Here is a 23,206-nt window from a genome sequence, read left to right as displayed (position 1 = left end):
CTGTGATAATGGCCCGGGTGCGACGACCGCGCCGCGGTCACCACCAGCCCGTCGCCGCCGCGATCTGCCGACCCAGTTCGTCGGCGAGCGTCCGCACATAGGTCGCCGAGAGGTGGTGGGCATCGTGATAGATCAACACGTTGCCCTCGACGGCCCGGCACACGTCGTCGCGGCACACCGCATCGCTGAGGTCCAGCGCGGTGAGCAGGGGGTAGCGGTGCGTGTGTGCCAGCGTCGGGTTGTGGTCGGCGAGCGCCTCGTCGCGGGGCACTCCGCAGGATTCGGCGTCGCCGCCGTTGGCCAGACAGTCGACGGGGGAGAACATCATCCCGTCCCGCGACATCCACGGTGTGTCCCGCACGCCGAGTATCGGTAGGCCGTTGGCGTCAAACTCGTCCCAGATGCCGAGGTAGCCGTCGGGCACCATGTCGCCGGGCGCCCGCGGGTCGGGCCGGGTGGTGGTGGTGAACACGTAGTCGGGCCGGTCGGCGATCATCGTGTCCATCGCCGTGCGCACCCATTCCCGGCATTCGGGGTAGGGCTTCTTCGAGCCCGCGATGCGCGGCTCTTCGTCGGTGGTCAGCGGGCAGCCCATCTTCAGGTAGGTCACCACCTGGAAGCCGTGGCTGCGCCCGAGCAGATCCAGGGCGGTGATCCAGTGCTCGGCGTGTGAACCGCCGGCCAACGCGATCGTTCGCGGTGCCTCGGGGTCGCCGTACACACAGCGGATCACATGAGTGCCGGCGAAATCGGTGATACATCCGTCGACCGTGGTGGCGGGGACTTCGGCGGTGGCCTCCAGGACGGTGGGCCGCACCGGCAGTTGGGCCACCCGTAACTGGTCGATCAACGCGCGACCGCCCGGATAGTCGCGGGCCGCGAGGGTCTGCAGTTCGGTGCCGTCGGCCCGCACCGCGTCGACGTGCCCGCGCCAGGTCACCGATGCCGCGGTCAGCGCGACCGCCAGCAGGGCGACGAAACAGCCCAGCGCGGCGGTGGCCCGGCGGGGCGCAAGTACCTCCGCGGTGGGCGACGGGCCGCGTTCGCGCAGCGGGTCCTCGACGAGCCGCAGGGTCAGGTACGCGCACGCCAGCGACGCGGCGAACACCAGCAGGCCGTCGCCGAACCCCACCGTCTCGCGGTCGGTGTAGACGAGCCAGAAGATCAGCAGCGGCCAGTGCCACAGATACAGCGAGTACGCCATCGACCCCAGGGTGACCAACGGCGCGGCGGCCATGAACCGGTTCGGCCACGGGTCGGTGCTCGAAACACCCGCGCCGCTGAAGATCAGCAGCACGGTCGCACCGACCGGGACGAGTGCCCACGGCCCGGGGAACTGCGCGGCGCCGTCGAGCAGGATGCCGCAGCTGAAGATCGCGCCCAGCCCGACGACCGCCGCCGCGACGCGCGCCCACCGTGGCAGGTCCACCGCGGAGATGACCACCGCGGCCAGCACCCCGGCCAGCAGTTCCCACGCCCGGGCGAAGCTGTCGTAGTAGGCCAGGGTCTGGTCGACGTGGTGGGTGATGGTGGCGTAGACGAACGACGCGACGGTGACCACGGCGATCACTGCGATCATCGCGGTGCGTCGTCGCGCGGCCCGGCCGGTCGCCAGCACCACCGCGGCGACCAGCGTGGCCAGCAGCAGCATCGCGACCAGGAATTGGCCCTGCACCGACATCGACCAGATGTGCTGCAGCGGGCTGACACTCTGGCCGGCTCGCAGATAGTCGTTCGCCGTCGCCGCCAGATGCCAGTTCTGGTAGTAGAACAGGCTGGCCAGGGTCTGCTCGGCGAATGCTTCCCAACGGGTCCGCGGCTGAATCAGCACGGTCAGCACCGCCGAGGCGGCCAGCACCACCACCAGCGCGGGCAGCAGTCGGCGCGCGAACCGGACCAGAGAGCTCGTCAGCGCCCGGCCGGGGCGGCCGTCAGCCCCGTGTCGCAGCAGCCGGGCCCCGAAGAAGAATCCGGACAGGACCAGGAAGACGTCGACGCCGCCGGAGACTTTTCCGAACCAGAGGTGATAGACCACGACCAGCGCGATCGCGATGCCGCGAAGACCGTTGAGGTCGTCGCGGACGCGGTGTTGCGCGGCTCGGATCACCGGGTGACTGGTTACGGCGTGCACCCGAGTCTCTTAGCACGTCGCACAAACACGGCTGTGGCCAGGGCATTGAAACCACTGCTAGCCGAACCGCACCGGCAGTGCATGGGCGACGACGCCGATGCCCGCGCCCATGATCGGCCAGATGGGCCAGAAGTACCAGGAGCCCGCGGTCAGGCCGACGGCCAGCCAGACCGTCAGCACGATGGCGACCATGGCCAGATAGCCCGCGAGGTGTATCTGGACGCCGCGGCGCGCGGCCCGCCTGCGTGCCTCGCGCCGCTGTGGGTCGTTGCGCCGAATCCGGTCCAGTGGCAGGTCGGCGAGCAATGCGCGCAGATCGGCGGTGGTGTGTGCGGCGAACGCCGCCTGCAGACGGGCGTCGTACTCGTCCATCGCCAGGTAGCCCTGGGCGAGCGCGCGGCCCAGTTGGTCCGCGGTCTTGTCCCGCTCACGGTCGCCGGCGCGAACGGCTGCTGGGGCAGTCATGGAGTCTCCCGTCCTCGATCTTGACAATGTCTAGTTTTTTACAGTGCACGCATATCTAGGCACTGTCAAGATAAATTTCCGCAGGCACAGACCCGCCGAAGAGTTTGGCCATTGTTCAATGCTGCGGTCGGTTCAGCCACGACGATGGAAGCCTTCGCTGAACAGTCGGAAGGAGCCGGCCATGACTGTTGACGAAAGCAAGCTCAACGAGTTTCTCGCGATGGCGGTGGGAGATCTCGGGGCAGCGATGAGCGCGACACTGATACTCGTCGGAGACCGACTCGGGTTGTACCGCGAGCTGGCGAAGGGTTCGATGACTGCTGCCGAGTTGGCGCGACGCACCGAAACCAACGAGCGCTATGTCCGCGAATGGCTCGGCAACCAGGGCGCAGGGGGATATGTGCAGTTCGATCCCGCCTCCGACGAATGGTCGCTCAGCACCGAGCAGGCGATGTGCCTGACCGATCCGAACGGGCCGGTGGACCTGCCCGGCGCGTACAACATCGTCGAGGCGACGTTTCACGCGCTCGAGCACACGCTCGCCAATTTCAAATCCGGCCACGGTATGGAGTGGGGAGAGCACCACCCGTGCCTGTTCGAGGGGACAGAACGGTTCTTCCGTGCCGGCTACAACACGAGTTTGCTCGATTCGTGGCTGCCCGCCCTGGACGGCGTAGTCGACAAACTGCGGGACGGAGCCAAAGTCGCCGATGTCGGGTGCGGCCACGGCGCCAGCACCATCCTGATGGCCTTGGCCTACCCGAGTTCGGAATTCATCGGCTACGACTACCACGACGAGTCGATCGGGGTGGCCACCGAGAAGGCGGCCGCCGCGGGCGCCGCCAACGCGCGATTCGAGGTCGCCGACGCGGTCGGCTACCAGGAGACGGATTTCGATCTCATCGCGTTCTTCGACTGCCTTCACGACATGGGCGACCCGGTCAGCGTGTCCCGGCACGCGCGTGACGCGATCAACGACGACGGCACCGCCATGATCGTCGAGCCGTTCGCCAACGACCGGGTGCAAGACAACCTGAATCCGGTGGGCCGAGTGTTGTACGGCGCCTCCACTCAGATCTGCATCCCGGTCTCGTTGGCCCGCCAGGGCCCGGCCCTCGGCGCTCAGGCCGGTGAGTCGCGGCTGCGCGAGGTGGTCGTCGACGGCGGTGGCTTCACACGATTCCGGCGAGCCACCGAGACGCCGTTCAACCTCGTGCTGGAAGCCCGCCCCTGATCAACGCGCGGCCGAGAACGCCCGCAGCGACTCGACCTGGACCGGGTCCAGTGACGGCCGCACGTTCTCGCGGGCGGTGGCGACATCGGCGCCCGTGACGTCGGCGGCGTCGATGGATCGGCGCATCGCGGTCAGCGCGGCTTCCCGCAACAGCGCCACACAGTCGGCGGCGCTGTAGCCGCCGAGTTCGGCGGCCAGCGCATCAAGGTCGACGTCGTCGCTCAGCGGCACGGACTTGCCTGCGGTACGCAGGATTTCGCGTCGCGCCTCGGCGTCGGGCGGCTCGACGAAGACCAGCTTCTCCAGCCGGCCGGGCCGCAGCAGTGCCGGATCGATGAGGTCGGGCCGGTTCGTCGCGCCGAGCACCACCACGTTGCGCAGGGGTTCGATGCCGTCGAGTTCGGTCAGCACCGCGGCGACCACCCGGTCGGTGACCCCGGAGTCGAAACTCTGGCCCCGTCGCGGGGCCAACGCGTCGATCTCGTCGAGGAACACCAGCGACGGCGCGGAGTCACGGGCCCGACGGAACAGGTCGCGCACCGCCTTCTCCGATGCGCCGACCCACTTGTCCATCAACTCGGCGCCCTTGACGGCGTGCACCGACAACCGTCCGGAACTGGCCAGCGCTCGCACCACGAACGTCTTGCCGCAGCCAGGCGGACCGTAGAGCAGCACGCCGCGCGGCGGTTCGACGCCGAGCCGTTCGAAGGTGTCCGGATGCTGCAACGGCCACAGCACCGCCTCGGTCAGCGCCTGTTTGGTGTCGGCCATGTCGCCGACGTCGTCGAGCGTCACCGACCCCACCGAGATCTCCTCGGTGGCCGACCGCGACAGCGGGCGGATCACGCTGAGCGCACCGGTCAGGTCGGCCTGGGTCAACGACGGCGGCTTACCGTCCGCGCTGGCCCGTGCCGCGGCCCGCAGCGCCGCCTCACGTATCAGCGCGCTCAAGTCAGCCACCACGAATCCCGGTGTGCGCTCGGCTATCTCGTCGAGGTCGAGGCCTTGACACGGAACATCGCGCAGCAGCACCTCGAGCAGCTGTCTGCGGATCTCGCCGTCGGGCAGGCTCAGTCCCAGCTCGCGGTCACACAGCTCGGGCCCGCGCAGCCGCGGATCCACGTTGTCGGGTAGCGCCGAGGTCGCGATGAACGCCACCCCTCCGGTGGACACCGCCGTGCGCAGCTCGGTGAGGATCAACGTCGCGACAGGTTCCGGTGGCGACGGCAGCAGCGCGTCGATGTCGGTGATCAGCAGCACCCCGCCGCCGTCGCGGACCGCGGCCACCGCGGCCGCCACCTTGTTGAGCCGGTCCTCGGCGCGCAACGCCCCGACCTCCGGCCCGTCCAGTTCGACCAGCCGCCGGTTCGCGCACACGGTACGCACCATCGTGGCCTTGCCGACACCAGCGGGACCCGACACCAACACACCGAGGTTGGCTGTGGCGCCGAGTGTTTCGAGAAGCTGCGGTTGGTCGAGGGCGAGCGTCAGCCATTCGGTGAGCCGGGAGGCCTGCGCATGGGAGCCCTTGAGGTCGTCGAAGCTGACGGCCTTGAACTCTTCGGCCGGTGCGCCCACGCCTCGGTCGGGTTGGGCGGTGGCCGATGCGCCCGTCGACGACGGGGGTCCGAAGGTGACCGCCGAATTCGGTTGCACGCTCACCGGACCGGACGGGTCGCTGCCGGTGACGGTCAACAACTCCGAGGTCCACGTGATGCCGACCGACGAGGCCAGCGCCGAGGTGGCCGCCGAGGTCGGGATGTCGGGCCCGAGTTCACGCGGCAGCAGCGACACCGTGTCACCGACGGTCATCACCTTGCCCAACAGCGCCTGGCGCAAGGTGGCGGGTGAGATCGACTGGGTGGCCAGTTTGGAGCCGGACAGCGTGACCGATCGCGCGCCGTAGACCGTCACCGGCGCGACGAGCACCGTCGAATCCTCGCGCACCCCGGCGTTGGACAGCGTGATGTCGTCGAGCAGTGCGGTACCGGCCGGGATGTCCGCAGGCGCGACGCCCACCACCGCGGCCGTGGTACGCGAACCCGTCAGCGACACGGCGTCCCACTCCCGGATCCCCAACGCGGCAATGGCTTCGGGGTGCAGGCGCACCACCCCGCGCCGGGAGTCCAGCGCCGAGGTGTTCAACCGGGCGGTCAGGGCGAGGTGCTGTTTGGCCGCCGACCGGTCGGCCCGGGAGGTGTCCTCGTCGAACCCCGTCACGTCAGGAGCCCGGCCTGCGCAACCCGAGTCGCAGCATGGACCTGCGGTGTGGCTGCGCCCGCCGGATGGCTCGCCGGACCGCGCGCTGTTGGCGGGGTTTGTCGTCCCAGATCTCCGGATGCGCGGCCAAGAACCGCCGGGTCCGGACCGCGAACGGGATGTGGATGACGTAGGCGGCGATGATCAGCAGGATCACCAGATAGCCGTAGAGGATCGCCGCCGTCACACCGATGGCGAGCAGCGCCAGCAGCGGAGCCACCATGTTGGGCGACACCGAGAACGTGTGGATCTTGCGCATCGGGATGGTGCTGACCACCAGCAACGACACCCCGACCATCCAGATCACCACCGCGGGCTCCGACGTCCACCAGCCGTCGCCGAACTGCATCTTGGCGGCCAGCGGGCCGATCGAGCCGATGGCACCGGCGGGTGCGGGCATGCCGACGAAGTACTCCTTTTCGTAGGCGGGCTTGTCGACGTCGAGCATCGCGTTGAACCGGGCCAGCCGCAGCACGATGCACACCGCGTAGAGCAGCACCACGATCCAGCCGACGCGGGACTGCGAAAGCAGCGTGCCGTAGACGATGAACGCCGGTGCCACACCGAAGTTCACCGCGTCGGCCAGTGAGTCGATTTCCTCGCCCATCCGTGACGTCGCCTTCAGCACGCGGGCCATCCGACCGTCGAGCGCGTCGAGAATGGCGGCGGCGGCCAGAAACGCCATGGCCTCGGTGGGGCGTTGGTCGAGGGCGAACTTGACCGCGCTCAGGCCCAGACAGATCGCCGCGACGGTCATTGCGCTGGGCAGGATGCGCAGGCTGACCACTGGTTTCACCCGGGGTTTGATCATGGCAGCTCGGCCAGTACCGTCTCGCCCGCCAGTGCGCGCTGGCCCGTGGTCACCAGGATGTCGGAGCCGGCGGGCAGGTAGGTGTCCAGGCGGGAGCCGTAGCGGATCAGGCCGTAGGTCTGGCCGATCGAGAGTTTGTCGCCGACCTTGGCGTCGCACACGATCCGGCGCGCGATCAGGCCGGCGATCTGCACGGCGATCACCTCGACGCCGTCGGGCGTGCGGATCAGCACGCTGTTGCGTTCGTTGTCCTCACTGGCGGCCTCCAGTTCGGCGGAGTGAAACAGCCCGGGCCGGTGCTCGACCGAGATCACCTCGCCGCCGATCGGGGCGCGCTGCACGTGTGCGTCCAACACCGAAAGGAAGATGCTCACCCGCGGCAACGGCGTTGCGGGCAGCCCGAGTTCGGCCGGCGGCACCGCGTCCTGTATCAGGCAGACCAGCCCGTCGGCGGGTGCGACGACCAGCCCGGGCCGGGTCGGCGGCACGCGGGGCGGATGACGGAAGAACGCGGCGTTGGCCGCGGCCGATGCCAGCCCGGCGCGTCGCACCCAGCTGTTCTTGCGGCCGAGCGCGGCCACGGCCAGGCTCGCGCCGACGAACGGCAGACCTGCGGGGTGCATGGGCGGTATCGAGGACCGGACCAGCGCCGCCAGCCGGGCGGGGCCTGATCGGAGGTCGGGGCGTCTGGCCATCGTGGGCCGATTCTACGGGCGTGCCCGCAGACGCCGGGATTCACGCCAGATCCCACACCCGGATTTGTGAACCGCCGGCCAGTTCGGTCGTGTCCTCGTCGAGCTCCAACAGGCAGTTCGACGACGCCAGCCAGCGCAGGTGATGCGATGCCGGCGGTCCGTAGCTGGTGACCGTGCCTGCCTCGGCGTCGAACACGCCGCGGCGGAACTGGCGCTTACCGGCCGGGGAGGTGAGGTCCTCGGTCAACACCGCGGTGCGGCGTGGGCGGTCGGGGTGCGGTTGGCCCATCGCAGCGCGCAGCGGCGAGCGGATGAACACCTCGAACGACACCAGAGCGCTGACCGGGTTGCCGGGCAGGGTGACGATCGCAGTGCCGTCAAGAGTGCCGCTGCCTTGGGGCATCCCCGGCTGCATGGCCACCTTGACGAACTCCACGGAACCGCTCAACGCGTCCTTGACGACCTCGTAGGCGCCCGCGCTGACTCCGCCGGTGGTGACCACCAGATCGGCCTCACCGGTGTGGCGGGCCAGGGTGGCGCGGAACGTCTCGACGTCGTCGGCGGTCATCGGGGCGACCACTGCCTCGGCGCCCGCCTCGCGCACCGCGGCGGCGAGCATCACCGCGTTGGACTCGTAGATCTGGCCCGGCTGCAGGGGGGTGCCGGGGGCGACGAGTTCCGAACCGGTCGACAACACCAGCACCCGTAGCCGCGGGATCACGGTCAACTCGCCCAGCCCGAGCGCGGCCGCCAGGCCCAGTGCCGCCGGGGTGAGCACCTGACCCGCGCGAAGCACCGTGGTGCCCGCGGTGACGTCCTCGCCCGCCCGGCGGATGTGCCTGCCGGGTTTGGCGCTCGCGCGGATCTCGACGGTGTCGGTGGCGACGTTGGTCGCCTCGACCGGCACGACGGCCGTCGCACCGGCGGGCAGCGGCGCGCCGGTCATGATCCGGTGTGCGGTACCGGGTTTCAGGGTGAGCATGTCGGTGCGGCCGGCCGGGATGTCCTCCGCGACCGGCAACAGCACGGGCCGCTCGTCGGACGCGGACGCGACGTCCTCGGCGAGCACCGCATATCCGTCCATCGCCGAATTGTCGAAGCCGGGCAGCGACAGCGGCGCCACCACGTCCTCGGCGAGCACCAGCCCCAGAGTGTCGGCCAGCGGCGCGGTGACCGCAGGTCTGGGGTTGATCAGGTCGGCGACGACGCGACGATGTTCCTCGACGCTGCGCATCAGAGCGGGTAGGTCACGCCGGTCAACTCCTCAGACACCGTCCACAGCCGGCGCTGAAGCGCTTCGTCGTGCGATTGTGCGCTGGAGGCAACGACTTTCGGGTTGCCCTTGACCTCACCGATGCCATCGGGCCCGTAATACTGCCCGCCTTGGGCTTGCGGGTCGGTGGCCGCGCGCAGGGTCGGCAGCGCGCCCTTGGCAGCGGGCTGGGCGGCGATCTTCCACACGAAATCGGGGATCAGGCTGGGCAGGTGGCGCATCAACTCGGTGTCGGACAGGCCGGGGTGCGCGGCGAGTGCGACGGTGGGGGCGCCCTTGGCGGCCAGGCGCCGCTGCAGTTCGTAGGTGAACAACAGGTTGGCGAGCTTGGACTGCCCGTAGGCCGCGACCCGGTTGTAGTTGCGCTCGAAGTTCAGGTCGTCGAAGCGGATCTTGGCCAGGATGCGGTGCCCGACGCTGCTGACCGTGACCACCCGCGAGCCCTGCACGCCGATCATGTTCTCCAGCAGCAGGCCGGTCAGCGCGAAGTGGCCGACGTGGTTGGTGCCGAACTGCATCTCGAAGCCGTCTTTGGTGGTTTCGCGGCTGGGCACATACATCACGCCCGCGTTGTTGATCAGCAGGTCGATGCGGGGGAACTTGGTGCGCAGCTCGTCGGCCGCCGCGCGGACGTTGTCCAGCGACGTCAGGTCGAGTTGCGCAAGCGTGACCGTGGCGTCGGGGTTGGCTTTCCTGATCTGGTCGGCGGCGGCGTTGCCCTTGGGCGTGTCGCGCACCGCGAGCACGACGTGCGCCCCCTTGCCCGCAAGCGCCGCCGCGGTGTCGTAACCCAGACCGCTGTTGGCGCCGGTGACGACGGCCACCCGGCCGGATTGATCGGGCACGTCGGCGGCCGTCCATTTGCTCATGGCCACAACATACTCAGCGGTGGATGCGTCATGCTCGAAACATGGATCTCGTCGACCCCGCCCGCCGGCCGAGCCCGAAAGCACCGTTGGTCTGGGCGGTCGGCGCGGCGATTCCGTGGCTTGTGCTGGCGATGGCGCAGGTGGTGTGGTTCGTCGTCGACCACCGGATGTGGTGGCTGAACGCGATCGCGGCGGCGGCCACCACGCTCGGCGTGCTGGTGTTCGTCGTCGTGGTCCCGCTGTGGCGCTACCGCGTGCACCGCTGGGACGTCAGCCCCGAAGCGGTGTACACCCGCACGGGCTGGCTGGTGCAGGAGCGCCGCATCGCGCCGATCTCGCGGGTCCAGACCGTCGACACCTACAGCGGTCCACTGGACCGGTTGTTCGGGCTCGCCAACGTCACGGTGACGACGGCGTCGTCGGCGGGGGCGGTGCGCATCGTCGCGCTGGACTCCGACGTGGCCGACCAGGTCGTCGCGCAACTGACCGACATCGCCGCGATCGGCACCGAGGACGCGACGTGACCGGACCCCACCCGCCGCCCGCCGAACCGGGCTGGCAACGGCTCAGTCCGCGCATGCTGCTGGTGCATCCGGTGCACGAGGTGATCCGGCAGATCCCGGTGCTCATCGGGTCCGTGCTGCTCGGCTCGGCCACCGGCAACAATCTGGTGGCGTTCGCCGTGCTCGGGCTGACGGTGGCGTTCGGCATCGCGCGGTGGTTCACGACGACCTATCGCATCGGACCCAGCGAGGTGCAACTGCGCGAGGGTGTGCTGCAGCGCAAGGTGCTCTCGGTGCCGCGCAACAGGATTCGCTCGGTGTCCACCGACGCCCGGCTGCTGCACCGGCTGCTCGGTCTGACCGTGCTGCGGTTGAGCACCGGACAGCAGGCCGCCGGCGACGCCGCCTTCGCGCTCGACGCGGTACCCGCCGAGGAGGCGCCCAGGCTGCGCGCGATCCTGCTGGCCGACTCGCTGGCACCCGCCGACGACCAGCCGATCGCACCCGGTCGGGTGCTGGCCCGCTGGCAGCCGTCCTGGCTGCGCTACAGCCCGCTGACCTTCACCGGTCTGGCGATGATCGCGGCCGCTGTCGGCCTGGTCTATCAGGCGGGCGTCGGTGCGGCACTGCAGGAGTCGATGATCGAGCGCTCGGGCGCGGCGGCCGCCGACCGGTTCGGGGTGGTGACCGTGGTCGCGGCCGTCGTGGTGGTGGTGCTGGTGGCCTCCGTGGTGTTGTCGGTGCTGCAGTCGTTGCTGACCCACGGAAACCTGCTGTTACGCAAGGACGCCGACGTGCTGCATCTACAACACGGCCTGCTGCGGCGGCGCGAGCACACTTACGACATGCGCAGGCTGCGCGGCGGGACGTTGCGGGAGCCGTTGTTGGTGCGGCTGTTCGGCGGGGCCCGGCTCGACGCGGTGATGACGGGGGTCGGCGGGGCGGGCGAGGCCTCGATGCTGTTGCCGCCGTGTCCGAAGCCGACCGCCGAGGCCGTGCTGAGCGAATTGATCGGCAGGCCCGACGCGGTGAGCGGCCCGCTGCGTGGCCACGGGCCCGCGGCGACCCGCAGGCGGTGGACCAGGGCGCTGGCCCTTCCCGCGGTCGTCGCGGTGTTCATGCTGGTGGCGACCGTGCCACCGTGGGCGTGGGCGTGGGCGTGGGCGTGGGCGTTGTGGGCGGTGGGCACCGGATGCTGCGCGCTGCTGGCGAACGACCGGGCGCGGTCGCTCGGGCACCGGGTCGGGGACGGATGGCTGGTCGCGCGGGCGGGCAGCCTGCACCGCAGGCGCGACTGCATCGCCGCTGCGGGCATCATCGGCTGGACCGTGCGCCAGACCTTCATGCAGCGCAGGGCGGGCGTGGCGACGCTGATCGCGGCCACCGCCGCCGGGGTCAAACAGTACCGGGTGGTCGACGTCCCGGCCCGGTTGGCGTGGTCGATCGCCGCGGAGGCGTCGCCCTGGGTGGCCGACAGCAGGTGGGTGGCGGAGTTGCGCTGAGACAACGGCCGTTTAGGGTCGTGGCCATGGCTATCGGCGGGGTGCTCTTCGACATCGACGGTGTCCTGGTGACGTCGTGGAAGCCGATCGCGGGCGCGGCCGACACGTTGCGAACGCTGACCGACAGGCAGATCGCCTGCTCATATCTGACCAACACGACCACCCGCACCCGGGCCCAGATCGCTGATCTGCTCACCGATGCGGGCATGCCGGTACGCGCCGACGAGATCATCACCGCCGCGGTGCTCACCGCCGAGTATGTGCGCAACCATTACCCCGACGCGCGGTGCTTCCTGGTCAACAACGGCCGCATCGCCGAGGAGGACATGCCCGGGGTCGACTTCGTGTACTCCAGCGACTCCAGCGGGCCGCGGACCCCGGAAACCCCCGACGTGGTCCTGCTCGGCGGGGCGGGCCCGGAGTACAGCCACACCACGCTGTCGTGGGTTTACGACTGGATGGCCCAGGGCGTGCCGGTGGTCGCGATGCACCGCAGCACGGCGTGGACGACCACCGACGGCCTGCGCATCGACACCGGTATGTATTTGACGGGGATGGAAGCCGCCTCGGGGCGTAAGGCCACCGCGGTCGGTAAGCCGGCCCCGGAGGGGTTCCTGGCCGCGGCGAACCGTCTGGGCGTGGATCCCGACGAGATGTACATGGTCGGCGACGACCTGACCAACGACGTGCTGCCCGGCCAGGTCGTCGGCATGACCGGTGTGCTGGTCCGGACCGGCAAGTTCCGTCAGGACACGCTGGACCGGTGGGCCGCCGACGAATTCGCGATGCAGCCCAACCACGTCGTGGAGTCGGTGGCCGACCTGCCCGCGTTGCTGGGGCTGTGATGGCCGATCAGAATCTGTGGGAGCGGATGGAGCAGGCGCTGTTCAAGCGCGGTGTCAACACCGTGTTGGAGCTGGTGCTGTGGCTCGCGTTGGGCTACCTCATCTTCGGGGTGATCTACACGGCGCTGCACATCGAGTTGATGGGTGAACTCGAGTCGGCGCTGTCCGGCGACTTCACGATCTTCGCGGATCTGGCGGCGCTGGCGGTGATGGTGGCGCTGTGGCCGGTGCTGCTGGTCAGTTCGCACCTGTGCGGCGTGGCCGGCTGCGGAGTGTTCTGACGATGACTTCTCGCGCCCGCCGCGGTCTGTATCGACATGACAGAACAACACCTCCACGCGACCACAATCGTCAACGCCCCGATCGAGACCGTGTTCGAGGTGCTCGCCGACCCGTCGACGCATCAGCTGATCGACGGGACCGGATGGGTACGCGAGCCGCTCGACGGTGAACCGCTGACCGAGGTCGGCCAGGTCTTCCGGATGGCCATGTATCACGACAACCATCCCGAGAAGCACTACGAGATGGCCAACCTACTCGAGGTTTTCGACCAGCCGCACGCCATCGCTTGGCAGCCGGGCCAGGGTCCCGAGCAGCGCGGTTATCTGATGAACGGCACTGAGCTCCAATGGGGCGGGTGGATCTGGCGATACGACCTCGAAGCATCGGGGCCAGAGCAGACGGCGGTCACGTTGACCTACGACTGGTCGAACGTGGTGCCGCACATGCGCGACATCGAGTTCCCGCCGTTCGAGCCGCAGCACCTCGACAACTCGCTGAAGAACCTCGCCTCGATCGCCGAGTCGCGCTAGTCCGACCCCTCCCCGCTCGCGGACGGTGGTGTCAGGCCCGCAGCGTGCGCACGGCCTCGATGCGCGCCCGCAGCTGATCGGTCGTGGCCGCGGCGACGGGTGGCCCGCCGCAGATCCGGCGCAACTCGTTGTGAATCCAGCCGTGCGGTTTACCGGTGCGGTGGTGGGCGATCGACACCAGCGTGTTGAGTTCCTTGCGTAGTTCGCGCAGCTGGCCGTGCGTGGAGACCCGCGGCACCTCGCCCGATGCGGTCTGACGCGTCATCTGCTCTTCTTGTCTGCGCCGCAACAGGTCCCGCATCTGGTCGGGGGCGAGCAGGCCGGGGATGCCGAGGTAGTCGGCCTCGTCCTCGCTGCCGACGGCCGCCGCGGTGCCGAACGACGAGCCGTCGAAGATCACCTGGTCGAGTTCGGCGTCCGCGCCCAACATCTCGAAGCCGTTGGCCGGATCGCCCGGCTCGTCCTTCTGCTTGTTGGCGTCCTCGAGCGCCGCGTCGTCCCACTCGCCCTGCGACTCGCGGTGCGGTTTGCCGAGCACGTGGTCGCGCTGTGCCTCCATCTCGCTGGCCAGGTCGAGCAGCGCGGGCACCGACGGCAGGAAGATGCTCGCGGTCTCGCCGGGCCGCCGGGAGCGGACGAAGCGGCCGATCGCCTGCGCGAAGAACAGCGGGGTGGACGCGGACGTCGCGTAGACGCCGACGGCCAGGCGCGGCACGTCGACGCCTTCGGAGACCATGCGCACCGCGACCAGCCACCGGGACGTGCCCGTGGCGTACTCCGCGATGCGGTCCGAGGAGCCGGGATCGTCGGAGAGGACGAGCGTCGGCGCCTCACCGGTCAGCGTCGTCAGCACCTTGGCGTACGCGCGCGCGGCCTTCTGGTCCGACGCGATCACCATCGCGCCCGCGTCGGGCACACCGCCGTTACGCAGCTGGCTGAGTCGGGTGTCGGCGGCCTGCAGCACCGCGGGGATCCATTCGCCGTTCGGGTCGAGCACCGTGCGCCATGCCCGCGCGGTCTGCTCGGCGTTGAGCGGTTCGCCGAGACGCGCGGAGTACTCCTCACCAGCACTGGTTCGCCAGCGGGCCTCGCCGGAATAGGCCATGAACACCACGGGCCGCACCACGCCGTCGGCCAGCGCCTCGGAGTACCCGTAGACGTGATCGGCGCGCGAGCGCATCGCCCCGGTGCCGTCGGGTTCGTAGGTGACGAACGGGATCGGGCTGTCGTCGCTGCGGAACGGTGTGCCGGTCAGCGCCAGTCGGCGGGTGGCGTCGTTGAACGCCTCGCGCATGGACTCGCCCCAGCTCTTCGCATCACCGCCGTGGTGGATCTCGTCGAAGACGACGAGGGTGCGGTAGTTCTCGGTGCGCACCCGGTGCCGGGTGGGGTGGCTGGCCACCTGGGAATAGGTGACGACGACGCCGTGGTACTCGGACGAGTGGTGCGCGGCGCTGTTGGAGAACTTCGGGTCCAGCGACAGGCCGAGCCTGGCGGCGGCCAGCGCCCACTGGATCTTGAGATGCTCGGTCGGCACGACGACGGTGATGCGCTCGACGGTACCGTCGGCCAACAGCTCGCCGGCCACGCGCAGGGCAAACGTAGTCTTACCCGCGCCCGGGGTCGCGACAGCGAGGAAATCACGCGGTTTGGCACCAAGATACCGCACCAATGCCCGACGCTGCCAGCCTCGCAAAGCCTGGGTGTCGGGCGCTGTGTCTGCCCGCACCCAAAGACTCCTCACTGATCGGACAGCAGCCTAGCGCAAGGGATTACGGCCGCGCATCTCTGTGTGGCGTGTCGCCGGGGCGGCCGGTGTGTCGAGTGTGGCCAGTGGCCGCGATCCGCCCGCCGGCGCCGAGTGGCCGACGCCGCGTTACAGACGGCCCGAAAGCACCCACAGCTAACACGCTGGTTGTCCTGGCGCGACGTGGGTACTCTGCGCCAACCATGTCGGCAACCCCCACCACGCCCAGCGACGACATCGACCCGTGCGTTCGTGTCTTCGGTACCCGCGTACACAACTTACGGGGCGTCGACGTCGCCGCGCCGCGCGACGCGCTGGTGGCGTTCACGGGCATCTCCGGTTCCGGCAAATCGTCGCTGGCGTTCGGCACCATCTACGCCGAGGCGCAGCGCAGGTACTTCGAGTCGGTCGCGCCGTATGCGCGACGACTGTTGCTGCCGACCGGCGCGCCGAAGGTGGACGACATCACCGGGCTGCCCCCCGCCGTGGCACTGCAGCAGCGCAGGGGGTCGGCCACGTCACGGTCCACGGTCGGCACCGTCACCACCCTGTCCAACCTCCTGAGGATGCTCTTCTCCCGTGCTGGGACGTATCCGCGCGGCGCCACCGAACGACTCGACTCCGATGCGTTCTCTCCGAATACGGCCGTCGGTGCCTGCCCGAAGTGTCACGGTATCGGCCGGATCCACGAGGTGACCGAGCAGACGCTCGTGCCGGACCCCTCGTTGACCATTCGCGAAGGCGCCGTCGCGGCGTGGCCGGGCGCCTGGCAGGGACAGAATTTGCGCGACATCCTCATCACGCTGGGGTTTGACATCGACAAGCCGTGGCGCAAACTTGCCAAGCGCCAACGTGATTGGATCCTGTTCACCGACGAGCAGCCCACCGTCGAGATCGATCCGAGCCAGCATCCGGTCACCGCCGACTACTACTACAACGGAACCTTCTCCAGCGCGGAACGCCATGTCCGGCACACGCTGGCGAACTCGCAGAGCGCGACGATGCGCCGTCGCGTCCTGCAGTACGTCGACAGCGTGGACTGCGGATTGTGCCACGGCTCGGGTCTGCGACCTGAGGCGCTGAAGGTGACTTTCGCCGGTCGGACGATCGCCGACTTCGTCGCGATGCCGTTGGCCGACCTCGCCGATGTGCTGCGCCCGACCGCGGCCCGCACGACGCCGCGGCGGCGTTCGAGTCGACAGAGTCCGGCGAGCACACCGAGGTCGCCACGATGATCGCCGCCGATCTGGTCGCGCGTATCCAGGTGCTCGTTGACCTCGGCCTCGGCTATCTGACGCTGAACCGTCGCACCCCGACCGTGTCGCCGGGTGAACTGCAGCGGCTGCGTCTGGCCACGCAGTTGCGAGCCGGATTGTTCGGGGTGCTCTACGTGCTGGACGAGCCGTCGGCCGGCCTGCATCCCGCCGATGCGGAGCCGCTGCTCGATGTGCTGGATCGCCTTCGGCGGGCGGGTAATTCACTGTTCATCGTCGAGCACGACATGGATGTCGTGCGCCGGGCCGACTGGATCGTCGACGTCGGCCCCGGCGCAGGCGAGCTAGGAGGGCGGGTGCTCTACAGCGGACCCGTGCCCGGCCTGAAGGAGGTCGACGAGTCGATCACCCGTCGCTTCCTGTTCGGTGGCGAGGCGGCCGAACCGCGGGCCCCTCGTGAACCGGCATCGCAGCTTTTATTGCGGGGCATCTGTTTTCACAACCTGCGCGACGTGGATGTCGACCTGCCGCTCGGCGTCTACACCGCCGTCACCGGTGTGTCCGGCTCAGGTAAGTCGACGCTTGTGGTCAAGGTTCTCGGCGATGTGGTGAAGCGTCATCTGGGCCGCGACGTGGGCCTGGCCGAAAGCGACGGTGACACCGACGATTTCGACGCCGAGATCGTCGACCTCGATCACGACGCCAGCATCGGGGTAACGGCCGAGGGCGTCGACGTGATCGACCGACTGGTCGCTGTCGACCAGCGACCGATCGGGCGCACCCCGCGTTCGACGCTCGCCACCTACACCGGCCTGTTCGACGCCGTGCGGCGGGCGTTCGCCGCGACGCCGGCGGCACGCCGCCGGGGCTGGACGGCGGGCCGGTTCTCGTTCAACGTCGCAGAAGGCCGATGCGAGACCTGCCGGGGGGAGGGCTTCGTATCGGTCGAACTGCTCTTCCTGCCAGGCACATACGCCACCTGTCCGACGTGCGGGGGCGCCCGCTACAACGAAGCCACGCTGCGGGTGCGCTACCGCGACCACTCCATCGCCGACGTCCTGGCCATGACCGTCGACGAAGCCGCACAGTTTCTTGCGGACATCCCGGGCGCGTCCCGCAGCCTGGCGACGCTGCGCGAGGTCGGGTTGGGATATCTGCGGCTCGGCCAGCCCGCCACCGAGTTGTCCGGCGGGGAGGCCCAGCGCATCAAGCTGGCCTCCGAACTGCAGCGGCCCCGCCGCGGCCACACGCTCTACGTCCTCGACGAACCGACGACGGGGCTGCATCCGGCCGATGTGGATCTGCTCGACGCGCAACTGCACCGCCTCGTCGACGCGGGTAACACGGTGGTGGTGGCCGAACACGACATGCGGATGGTCGCCGGGGCGGACTGGGTGATCGACCTGGGACCGGGCGCGGGCCACGACGGTGGTCGCGTCGTCGTGGCGGGCACTCCGCAGAAGGTGAGTCAGGCGAAGGGCAGCCGGACGGCGCCGTATCTGGCGGCGCGGTGGGTCACTCGATGAAGAAGTTGTCGTTCTTGATGAACCACTCCCGACGCTCGTCGTCGGTCAAGTCGCCCAGCGCGGCGAAGCCCTCGAAGTAGTGCTCGCGCGGCGCGCCGGGCGCGAACAGCATCAGAATCGACGCCGGCTCGTCGGCCTCGTTGCGGAACCCGTGGATGCCTCCAGGCGGCACGTACAAGAAGTCGTTGGCATGTCCGTCGGTCCAGCCGTTGCCGTCGTAGAGCTTGACCGTTCCGGACAGGACGAAGAACGCCTCGGACATCGCGCGGTGGAAGTGCGGTCCCGGGCCGCCGCCCTTCGGTGCGATCTCGACGCGGTACAGCCCGTAATCCCCGGCGGTGGCTTTCTGGTCGGCGAGGTAGTGATACTTCACCAACCCGAACGAGTCGTAATCGGCCGGTTGGGTGCCGCGCCGCACCCAGGCACTGGCCTGCGGTTCGGGTGCGGTGTAGCGCGGGGGTGGGTAAGGCGGCACCTGCCGGGGATCGACGAGTGACATCGGTGGTCAGCCTGCCATAGTCAGCCGACCGGAAAGGTGACTCCGGTCAACTCCTCCGACACGGCCCAGAGCCGTTGCTGGGCGGCGAAATCGTGCGAGGCCGGAATGGACTCGACGAGCTTCGGGTGGCCGCGTTGCTCGCCGAACCCGTCCGGGCCGAAGTACTGCCCGCCGAGCACGCCGGGGTCGGTGGCCGCCCGCAAGGTCGGCAGTGCCCCCATCGCGGGGCCCTGCATCATCGGCGCCAGCGCGGACATGGCCAAGCGCACCGCGACGGGCAGGTTGCGCGCCAACTCGGTATTGGAGCCGCCCGGATGTGCGGCCGCCGCGATCGTGGTGGTGCCGGTCAGTCGGCGCTGCAGTTCGTAGGTGAACATCAGGTTGGCGAGCTTGGACTGACCGTAGGAGACCACCCGGCGGTAACCGCGCTCCCAGTGCAGGTCGTCGAAGCGGATTCCGCGGCGGCTTGCGCGGTGCCCGGAGCTGCTGACCGTGACGACGCGGGAGCCCGGTACCGCCAGCAGGCGGTCCAGCAGGAGGCCGGTGAGCGCGAAATGCCCCAGATGGTTGGTGCCGAACTGCAATTCGAAACCGTCCTTGGTCGTGGACTTCGGCGGCATCATCACCCCGGCGTTGTTAATGAGCAGATCGATGGTTTGGTAGTCGGACCGCAGCGCGGCGGCGGCCTCGCGGACGGATTCGAGTGAACCGAGGTCGAGCTCCTGGATGGCGACGCCGGCGCCGGGGACCGCCGCGGTGATGCGTTCGATGGCGTCTTTGCCCTTGTCCACGTTGCGGACAGCCAGCACGACGTGGGCGCCCTTGGCGGCCAGTTCCTTGGCAGTCTCGTAGCCAAGGCCAGTGTTGGCGCCGGTGATCACCGCGGTACGGCCGGTCTGATCGGGGATGTTGGCTGTTGTCCACTTGGCCATGGGGTCTCCTCGGAAGGGTGGGAAACGGAGCATGCACTCCGATTGTTGCCGCATCGTGGCTCGTCGATGTCGTGCTGAACGGGCTGCGGGTACCGTAACCGACCTTGCACTCTCCCTGGTCGAGTGCTAAGAATGCAATTGGCACTCGCGACCGGTGAGTGCTAGGTCGGGACGGTGAGGCGAGGGGCCGCACCAGCGGAGCACACCCGAAGCCGTCCGTCGCGGGCACTGCACCCGGCCGAGAGACGTGCATCCCCAATCCGGAGGAACACTTCGCAATGGCCAAGACAATTGCGTATGACGAAGAGGCCCGCCGCGGCCTGGAGCGGGGCCTGAACAGCCTCGCCGACGCGGTAAAGGTGACGCTGGGGCCCAAGGGCCGCAACGTCGTCCTGGAGAAGAAGTGGGGCGCCCCCACGATCACCAACGATGGTGTGTCCATCGCCAAGGAGATCGAGCTGGAGGATCCCTACGAGAAGATCGGCGCCGAGCTGGTCAAGGAGGTCGCCAAGAAGACCGACGACGTCGCCGGAGACGGAACGACGACGGCGACGGTGCTGGCCCAGGCACTCGTTCGCGAGGGCCTGCGCAACGTCGCGGCGGGCGCCAACCCGCTGGGCCTGAAGCGCGGCATCGAGAAGGCCGTCGAGAAGATCACCGAGACCCTGCTCAAGTCGGCCAAGGAGGTCGAGACCAAGGAGCAGATCGCCAACACCGCCGCCATCTCGGCCGGTGACACGCAGATCGGTGAACTGATCGCCGAGGCCATGGACAAGGTCGGCAACGAGGGTGTCATCACCGTCGAGGAGTCCAACACCTTCGGCCTGCAGCTCGAGCTGACCGAGGGCATGCGCTTCGACAAGGGCTACATCTCGGGTTACTTCGTCACCGACGCCGAGCGTCAGGAAGCGGTCCTCGAGGACCCCTACATCCTGCTCGTGTCCTCGAAGGTGTCGACCGTCAAGGATCTGCTGCCGCTGCTGGAGAAGATCATCCAGTCGGGTAAGCCGCTGCTGATCATCGCCGAGGATGTCGAGGGCGAGGCGCTGTCGACCCTGGTGGTCAACAAGATCCGCGGCACCTTCAAGTCGGTCGCCGTCAAGGCGCCGGGCTTCGGTGACCGCCGCAAGGCGATGCTGCAGGACATGGCCATCCTCACCGGTGGTCAGGTCATCAGCGAGGAGGTCGGCCTCTCACTGGAGACCGCCGATGTCTCGCTGCTCGGTAAGGCGCGCAAGGTCGTGGTCACCAAGGACGAGACCACGATCGTCGAGGGCGCAGGCGACAGCGAGGCCATCGCGGGCCGGGTCGCCCAGATCCGCAGCGAGATCGAGAACAGCGACTCCGACTACGACCGCGAGAAGCTGCAGGAGCGCCTGGCCAAGCTGGCCGGCGGTGTTGCGGTGATCAAGGCCGGCGCTGCCACCGAGGTGGAGCTCAAGGAGCGCAAGCACCGTATCGAGGACGCGGTCCGCAACGCCAAGGCCGCCGTGGAGGAGGGCATCGTCGCCGGTGGCGGTGTGGCCCTGCTGCAGTCGGCCCCGGCGCTCGACGACCTCAAGCTCGACGGTGACGAGGCCACCGGCGCCAACATCGTCAAGGTGGCGCTGGAAGCCCCGCTGAAGCAGATCGCGTTCAACTCGGGTCTGGAGCCCGGCGTTGTCGCCGAGAAGGTCCGCAACTCCGCTGCGGGCACCGGTCTGAACGCCGCGACCGGTGACTACGAGGATCTGCTCAAGGCAGGCGTGGCCGACCCGGTCAAGGTGACGCGTTCGGCGCTGCAGAACGCGGCGTCCATCGCGGCGCTGTTCCTGACCACCGAGGCGGTCGTCGCCGACAAGCCGGAGAAGGCGGCCGCTCCCGTGGGCGACCCGACCGGCGGCATGGGCGGCATGGACTTCTAAGTCCGTCCAACGAAAAAGCCCGGGTGTGCTTCGGCACCCCGGGCTTCTTCGTCTCTGCGGCCAGGATTACCGAAGATCGCAGCCGGTGAGCTCGACGGAGAGGTCCCACAGGCGGCGCGCACTGCGCGGGTCTCGTGCGTGGGCACGCAGCTTGGTCGGTTTCGGTCCGCCCCACTGGTGTGCGAGCCCACGGGGAGCGATGTATGTGCCGTTGGGTAGATCGGTGGTGACGGCCTGGATGGTCGAGCGGGCGCCGTCGGCGGGGGTCTGGGCGATGCGGGACTGCAGAACGCTTGCCCGGCGAAGCATTCCGGAGCTGTTGCGGGTGATCGCCGTGTCGGTCATCCCGGGGTCCGACGTGTAGGCGGTGCGGCCCCGGCGCACCAGTTCGGACACGAACAGCACGTTGGCCAGCTTCGACTCGCCGTATGCCGACCACATCCGGTACTTGCGTCGATGCCAGTTCAGATCGTCGAGATGCAGACGGGCCAGTTGATGGTTGGTGCTGGCCACCACCACGATCCGGTCGCGAATCCGGTCACCGAGCAGACACGTGAGAGCGAAATGGCCGAGATGGTTGGTGCCCATGTGCATCTCGAAGCCATCTGCGGTGCGCTGCAACGGAACACCCAATACGCCTGCGTTGTTCACCAATACGTCGACGGTGTCGACCGTATCGGCGAACCGCCGCACATCGGCAAGGTCGGCCAGGTCCAGTTGGCGCACCTCGACTTCGCCGGCCATGCCCGCCGCGGCTTGTTCTCCCTTGGCCACGTCGCGGCACGCGATGAGCACCCGGTGGCCGGCGGCGGCCAGCGAGGCCGCCGTCGCCTTGCCGACCCCGCTGTTGCCGCCCGTGACGATAATTCGCATCGTGTTCGCTCCTAGGGGACCAGGCCCTGTGCCCGGTAGGACTCGACGGCCTTGCGCACCGCATCGTGAATCGGTTCCGGTGTCCAGCCCAATTCGCGCGCGGCCTTGCTGTGGTCCATCGGCGACATGATGTGCAGCAACCGGACCGACAGGGTGCCCAGCAGCATGTCGCGGCGAAGCACCCGCGCCGCCAGCTCACCGACAAAGCCCAGCGCGTACAGGGCTTTTCGGGGGACGCCGAACCGCGCCGGTTTACCGCCCGCTGCGACGGCGGCGGTCGCGTACAGTTCACGCGCGGAGATGAAGCGCTCGGAGACGATGTAGCGTTCGCCGACGCGGCCTTTGTCGGCGGCCAGGATCAGTGCGGTGGCGGCGTCCTCGATACCGACCGCTTCCGACGCGATGTCCTTGGGATACACCGGCATCCGGCCGGCAGCGGCCGCGACCACCAGCGAGCCGTGCGGTGTCGGCTGATAGTCGCCGGGGCCGTAGGTGTTGGACACATTCATCACCACCGCAGGCAGGCCGCGGTGTTTCGCGTACTCCAACACCAGTTCCTCGGCTTGTACCCGGGACCGAATGTAGGCGCCGCCCTTGTCCATCCAGTTGAACGGGAGATCTTCAGTGACGGGGCGACCGTCCTCGCTGAGCGCGATGGTGCCGATGGTGCTGGTGAACACGAACCGGTGAAGGTCGCTGTCGACCGCGGCGTCGAGCACGTGTCGAAGGCCCTCGACGTTGGTGCGGAACAGCGGCGCGGGATCGCGCAGCCACGCCCTGGTGTCCACGACGCAGTAGAAGACGTCGTCGCAGCGGGCCATCGCCTCGCGCAGTGCCGCATCGTCGAAGATGTCGCCGTAGTGCCGTTCGACGTCGAGGTCGTCGATCGCTTTGGTCGAGCTGCTGTGCCGCAACATGATTCGCACCTGGTGGCCGCGCTCTACCAGTTGCCCGGTGACGTGGGAGCCGAGGAAGCCGCTGGCTCCGATCACGAGTTTGCGCGCACTAGCGGTGGCGTTGGTCAACGCGGATCCCCTCAGACGAGCCGGTACCGGCCAAACGACACAATATGGAAAAGTGTAGTTTTTATCAACAGTGCGTCATACTGCTGG

Annotated in this window: 19 protein-coding genes and 1 pseudogene; 8 read left to right on the top strand and 12 right to left on the bottom strand. The window is 68.8% G+C overall.

All coding sequences use genetic code 11. The annotated features are described in order from the left end of the window. Positions 1-37 precede the first annotated feature (37 nt). Complete coding sequence (locus tag ABQE89_RS19510) at positions 38-2,131, bottom strand: acyltransferase family protein (RefSeq protein WP_448419608.1); 2,094 nt, start codon at positions 2,129-2,131, stop codon at positions 38-40. A gap of 57 nt (positions 2,132-2,188) precedes the next feature. Next, entirely contained in the window at positions 2,189-2,596 is a 408-nt protein-coding gene (locus ABQE89_RS19505) for a DUF1707 domain-containing protein (RefSeq protein WP_448419606.1), read from the bottom strand. A gap of 181 nt (positions 2,597-2,777) precedes the next feature. On the opposite strand from ABQE89_RS19505, the gene ABQE89_RS19500 reads away from it, so the two are divergent. Then, positions 2,778-3,830: a class I SAM-dependent methyltransferase gene (locus ABQE89_RS19500; protein WP_448419604.1), complete on the top strand. Its 1,053-nt coding sequence runs from the start codon at positions 2,778-2,780 to the stop codon at positions 3,828-3,830. On the opposite strand, the gene ABQE89_RS19495 is transcribed toward ABQE89_RS19500, so the two are convergent. From ABQE89_RS19495 to ABQE89_RS19475, 5 genes are read right to left on the bottom strand one after another with little or no spacing between them, the layout of a single operon-like run. Beyond that, positions 3,831-6,050: an AAA family ATPase gene (locus ABQE89_RS19495; protein ID WP_448419602.1), complete on the bottom strand. Its 2,220-nt coding sequence runs from the start codon at positions 6,048-6,050 to the stop codon at positions 3,831-3,833. A 1-nt stretch (position 6,051) separates the two neighbouring features. After that, complete coding sequence (pssA, locus tag ABQE89_RS19490; RefSeq protein ID WP_448419600.1) at positions 6,052-6,900, bottom strand: CDP-diacylglycerol--serine O-phosphatidyltransferase; 849 nt, start codon at positions 6,898-6,900, stop codon at positions 6,052-6,054. Further along, positions 6,897-7,595, bottom strand: coding sequence for a phosphatidylserine decarboxylase (locus ABQE89_RS19485; protein ID WP_448419598.1), 699 nt, complete (start codon positions 7,593-7,595; stop codon positions 6,897-6,899). The genes pssA and ABQE89_RS19485 overlap by 4 nt, the downstream gene beginning before the upstream one ends. Positions 7,596-7,635: 40 nt before the next feature. Beyond that, positions 7,636-8,829, bottom strand: coding sequence for a molybdopterin molybdotransferase MoeA (moeA, locus tag ABQE89_RS19480; protein WP_448419596.1), 1,194 nt, complete (start codon positions 8,827-8,829; stop codon positions 7,636-7,638). Then, a complete protein-coding gene (locus ABQE89_RS19475) occupies positions 8,829-9,737 on the bottom strand; it encodes an SDR family NAD(P)-dependent oxidoreductase (protein ID WP_448419594.1) in 909 nt (302 codons plus the stop codon). The genes moeA and ABQE89_RS19475 overlap by 1 nt, the downstream gene beginning before the upstream one ends. 23 nt (positions 9,738-9,760) lie before the next feature. On the opposite strand from ABQE89_RS19475, the gene ABQE89_RS19470 reads away from it, so the two are divergent. From ABQE89_RS19470 to ABQE89_RS19450, 5 genes are read left to right on the top strand one after another with little or no spacing between them, the layout of a single operon-like run. Further along, the gene (locus ABQE89_RS19470; protein ID WP_448419592.1) at positions 9,761-10,261 is read left to right on the top strand and encodes a PH domain-containing protein; all 501 of its coding nucleotides are present in this window, start codon (positions 9,761-9,763) and stop codon (positions 10,259-10,261) included. 53 nt (positions 10,262-10,314) lie between these two features. Continuing rightward, complete coding sequence (locus ABQE89_RS19465) at positions 10,315-11,742, top strand: PH domain-containing protein (protein WP_448419651.1); 1,428 nt, start codon at positions 10,315-10,317, stop codon at positions 11,740-11,742. A gap of 26 nt (positions 11,743-11,768) precedes the next feature. Further along, on the top strand, positions 11,769-12,587 hold the full coding sequence (locus ABQE89_RS19460; RefSeq protein ID WP_448419590.1) for an HAD-IIA family hydrolase: 819 nt from the start codon (positions 11,769-11,771) through the stop codon (positions 12,585-12,587). Further along, complete coding sequence (locus ABQE89_RS19455) at positions 12,587-12,868, top strand: addiction module protein (protein ID WP_448419588.1); 282 nt, start codon at positions 12,587-12,589, stop codon at positions 12,866-12,868. The genes ABQE89_RS19460 and ABQE89_RS19455 overlap by 1 nt, the downstream gene beginning before the upstream one ends. A gap of 36 nt (positions 12,869-12,904) precedes the next feature. Then, on the top strand, positions 12,905-13,399 hold the full coding sequence (locus ABQE89_RS19450; RefSeq protein ID WP_448419586.1) for an SRPBCC family protein: 495 nt from the start codon (positions 12,905-12,907) through the stop codon (positions 13,397-13,399). Positions 13,400-13,430: 31 nt separating this feature from the next. Here ABQE89_RS19450 and ABQE89_RS19445 read toward each other — a convergent pair whose 3' ends face one another. Further along, entirely contained in the window at positions 13,431-15,128 is a 1,698-nt protein-coding gene (locus ABQE89_RS19445; protein ID WP_448419584.1) for a DEAD/DEAH box helicase, read from the bottom strand. Positions 15,129-15,349: 221 nt separating this feature from the next. Here ABQE89_RS19445 and ABQE89_RS19440 point away from each other — a divergent pair. Further along, a pseudogene (locus ABQE89_RS19440) lies at positions 15,350-17,871 on the top strand (ABC transporter); the annotation flags it as partial. Positions 17,872-17,875: 4 nt separating this feature from the next. On the opposite strand, the gene ABQE89_RS19435 reads toward ABQE89_RS19440, so the two are convergent. Both ABQE89_RS19435 and ABQE89_RS19430 read right to left on the bottom strand, forming a co-directional pair. After that, on the bottom strand, positions 17,876-18,385 hold the full coding sequence (locus ABQE89_RS19435; RefSeq protein WP_448419582.1) for a cupin domain-containing protein: 510 nt from the start codon (positions 18,383-18,385) through the stop codon (positions 17,876-17,878). 20 nt (positions 18,386-18,405) lie between these two features. Further along, positions 18,406-19,317 carry an SDR family NAD(P)-dependent oxidoreductase gene (locus tag ABQE89_RS19430; RefSeq protein ID WP_448419580.1) on the bottom strand — a complete coding sequence of 304 codons (912 nt, stop codon included), beginning with the start codon at positions 19,315-19,317 and terminating at the stop codon, positions 18,406-18,408. A gap of 278 nt (positions 19,318-19,595) precedes the next feature. Between ABQE89_RS19430 and groL the strand changes: the two genes are divergently transcribed. Then, entirely contained in the window at positions 19,596-21,221 is a 1,626-nt protein-coding gene (groL, locus tag ABQE89_RS19425; protein WP_448419578.1) for a chaperonin GroEL, read from the top strand. A 66-nt stretch (positions 21,222-21,287) separates the two neighbouring features. Here groL and ABQE89_RS19420 read toward each other — a convergent pair whose 3' ends face one another. Next, entirely contained in the window at positions 21,288-22,094 is an 807-nt protein-coding gene (locus ABQE89_RS19420) for an SDR family NAD(P)-dependent oxidoreductase (protein WP_448419576.1), read from the bottom strand. An 11-nt stretch (positions 22,095-22,105) separates the two neighbouring features. After that, positions 22,106-23,119, bottom strand: coding sequence for an NAD-dependent epimerase/dehydratase family protein (locus tag ABQE89_RS19415; RefSeq protein ID WP_448419574.1), 1,014 nt, complete (start codon positions 23,117-23,119; stop codon positions 22,106-22,108). Between the last annotated feature and the right edge of the window lie 87 nt (positions 23,120-23,206).

It is taken from the genome of Mycolicibacterium sp. XJ1819, from assembly GCF_053483675.1.
The sequence above is the reverse complement of the archived record's forward strand: the minus strand, read 5'-3'. Positions and strand labels throughout refer to the sequence as shown.

Excerpts from the sequence above, each read along its gene's own strand:
- ABQE89_RS19505 (WP_448419606.1), bottom strand. The coding sequence starts at position 2,596 with ATGACTGCCCCAGCAGCCGTTCGCGCCGGCGACCGTGAGCGGGACAAG.
- ABQE89_RS19500 (WP_448419604.1), top strand. The coding sequence starts at position 2,778 with ATGACTGTTGACGAAAGCAAGCTCAACGAGTTTCTCGCGATGGCGGTG.
- pssA (WP_448419600.1), bottom strand. The coding sequence starts at position 6,900 with ATGATCAAACCCCGGGTGAAACCAGTGGTCAGCCTGCGCATCCTGCCC.
- ABQE89_RS19485 (WP_448419598.1), bottom strand. The coding sequence starts at position 7,595 with ATGGCCAGACGCCCCGACCTCCGATCAGGCCCCGCCCGGCTGGCGGCG.
- moeA (WP_448419596.1), bottom strand. The coding sequence starts at position 8,829 with ATGCGCAGCGTCGAGGAACATCGTCGCGTCGTCGCCGACCTGATCAAC.
- ABQE89_RS19475 (WP_448419594.1), bottom strand. The coding sequence starts at position 9,737 with ATGAGCAAATGGACGGCCGCCGACGTGCCCGATCAATCCGGCCGGGTG.
- ABQE89_RS19470 (WP_448419592.1), top strand. The coding sequence starts at position 9,761 with ATGCGTCATGCTCGAAACATGGATCTCGTCGACCCCGCCCGCCGGCCG.
- ABQE89_RS19465 (WP_448419651.1), top strand. The coding sequence starts at position 10,315 with ATGCTGCTGGTGCATCCGGTGCACGAGGTGATCCGGCAGATCCCGGTG.
- ABQE89_RS19460 (WP_448419590.1), top strand. The coding sequence starts at position 11,769 with ATGGCTATCGGCGGGGTGCTCTTCGACATCGACGGTGTCCTGGTGACG.
- ABQE89_RS19455 (WP_448419588.1), top strand. The coding sequence starts at position 12,587 with ATGGCCGATCAGAATCTGTGGGAGCGGATGGAGCAGGCGCTGTTCAAG.
- ABQE89_RS19450 (WP_448419586.1), top strand. The coding sequence starts at position 12,905 with ATGACAGAACAACACCTCCACGCGACCACAATCGTCAACGCCCCGATC.
- ABQE89_RS19435 (WP_448419582.1), bottom strand. The coding sequence starts at position 18,385 with ATGTCACTCGTCGATCCCCGGCAGGTGCCGCCTTACCCACCCCCGCGC.
- ABQE89_RS19430 (WP_448419580.1), bottom strand. The coding sequence starts at position 19,317 with ATGGCCAAGTGGACAACAGCCAACATCCCCGATCAGACCGGCCGTACC.
- groL (WP_448419578.1), top strand. The coding sequence starts at position 19,596 with ATGGCCAAGACAATTGCGTATGACGAAGAGGCCCGCCGCGGCCTGGAG.
- ABQE89_RS19420 (WP_448419576.1), bottom strand. The coding sequence starts at position 22,094 with ATGCGAATTATCGTCACGGGCGGCAACAGCGGGGTCGGCAAGGCGACG.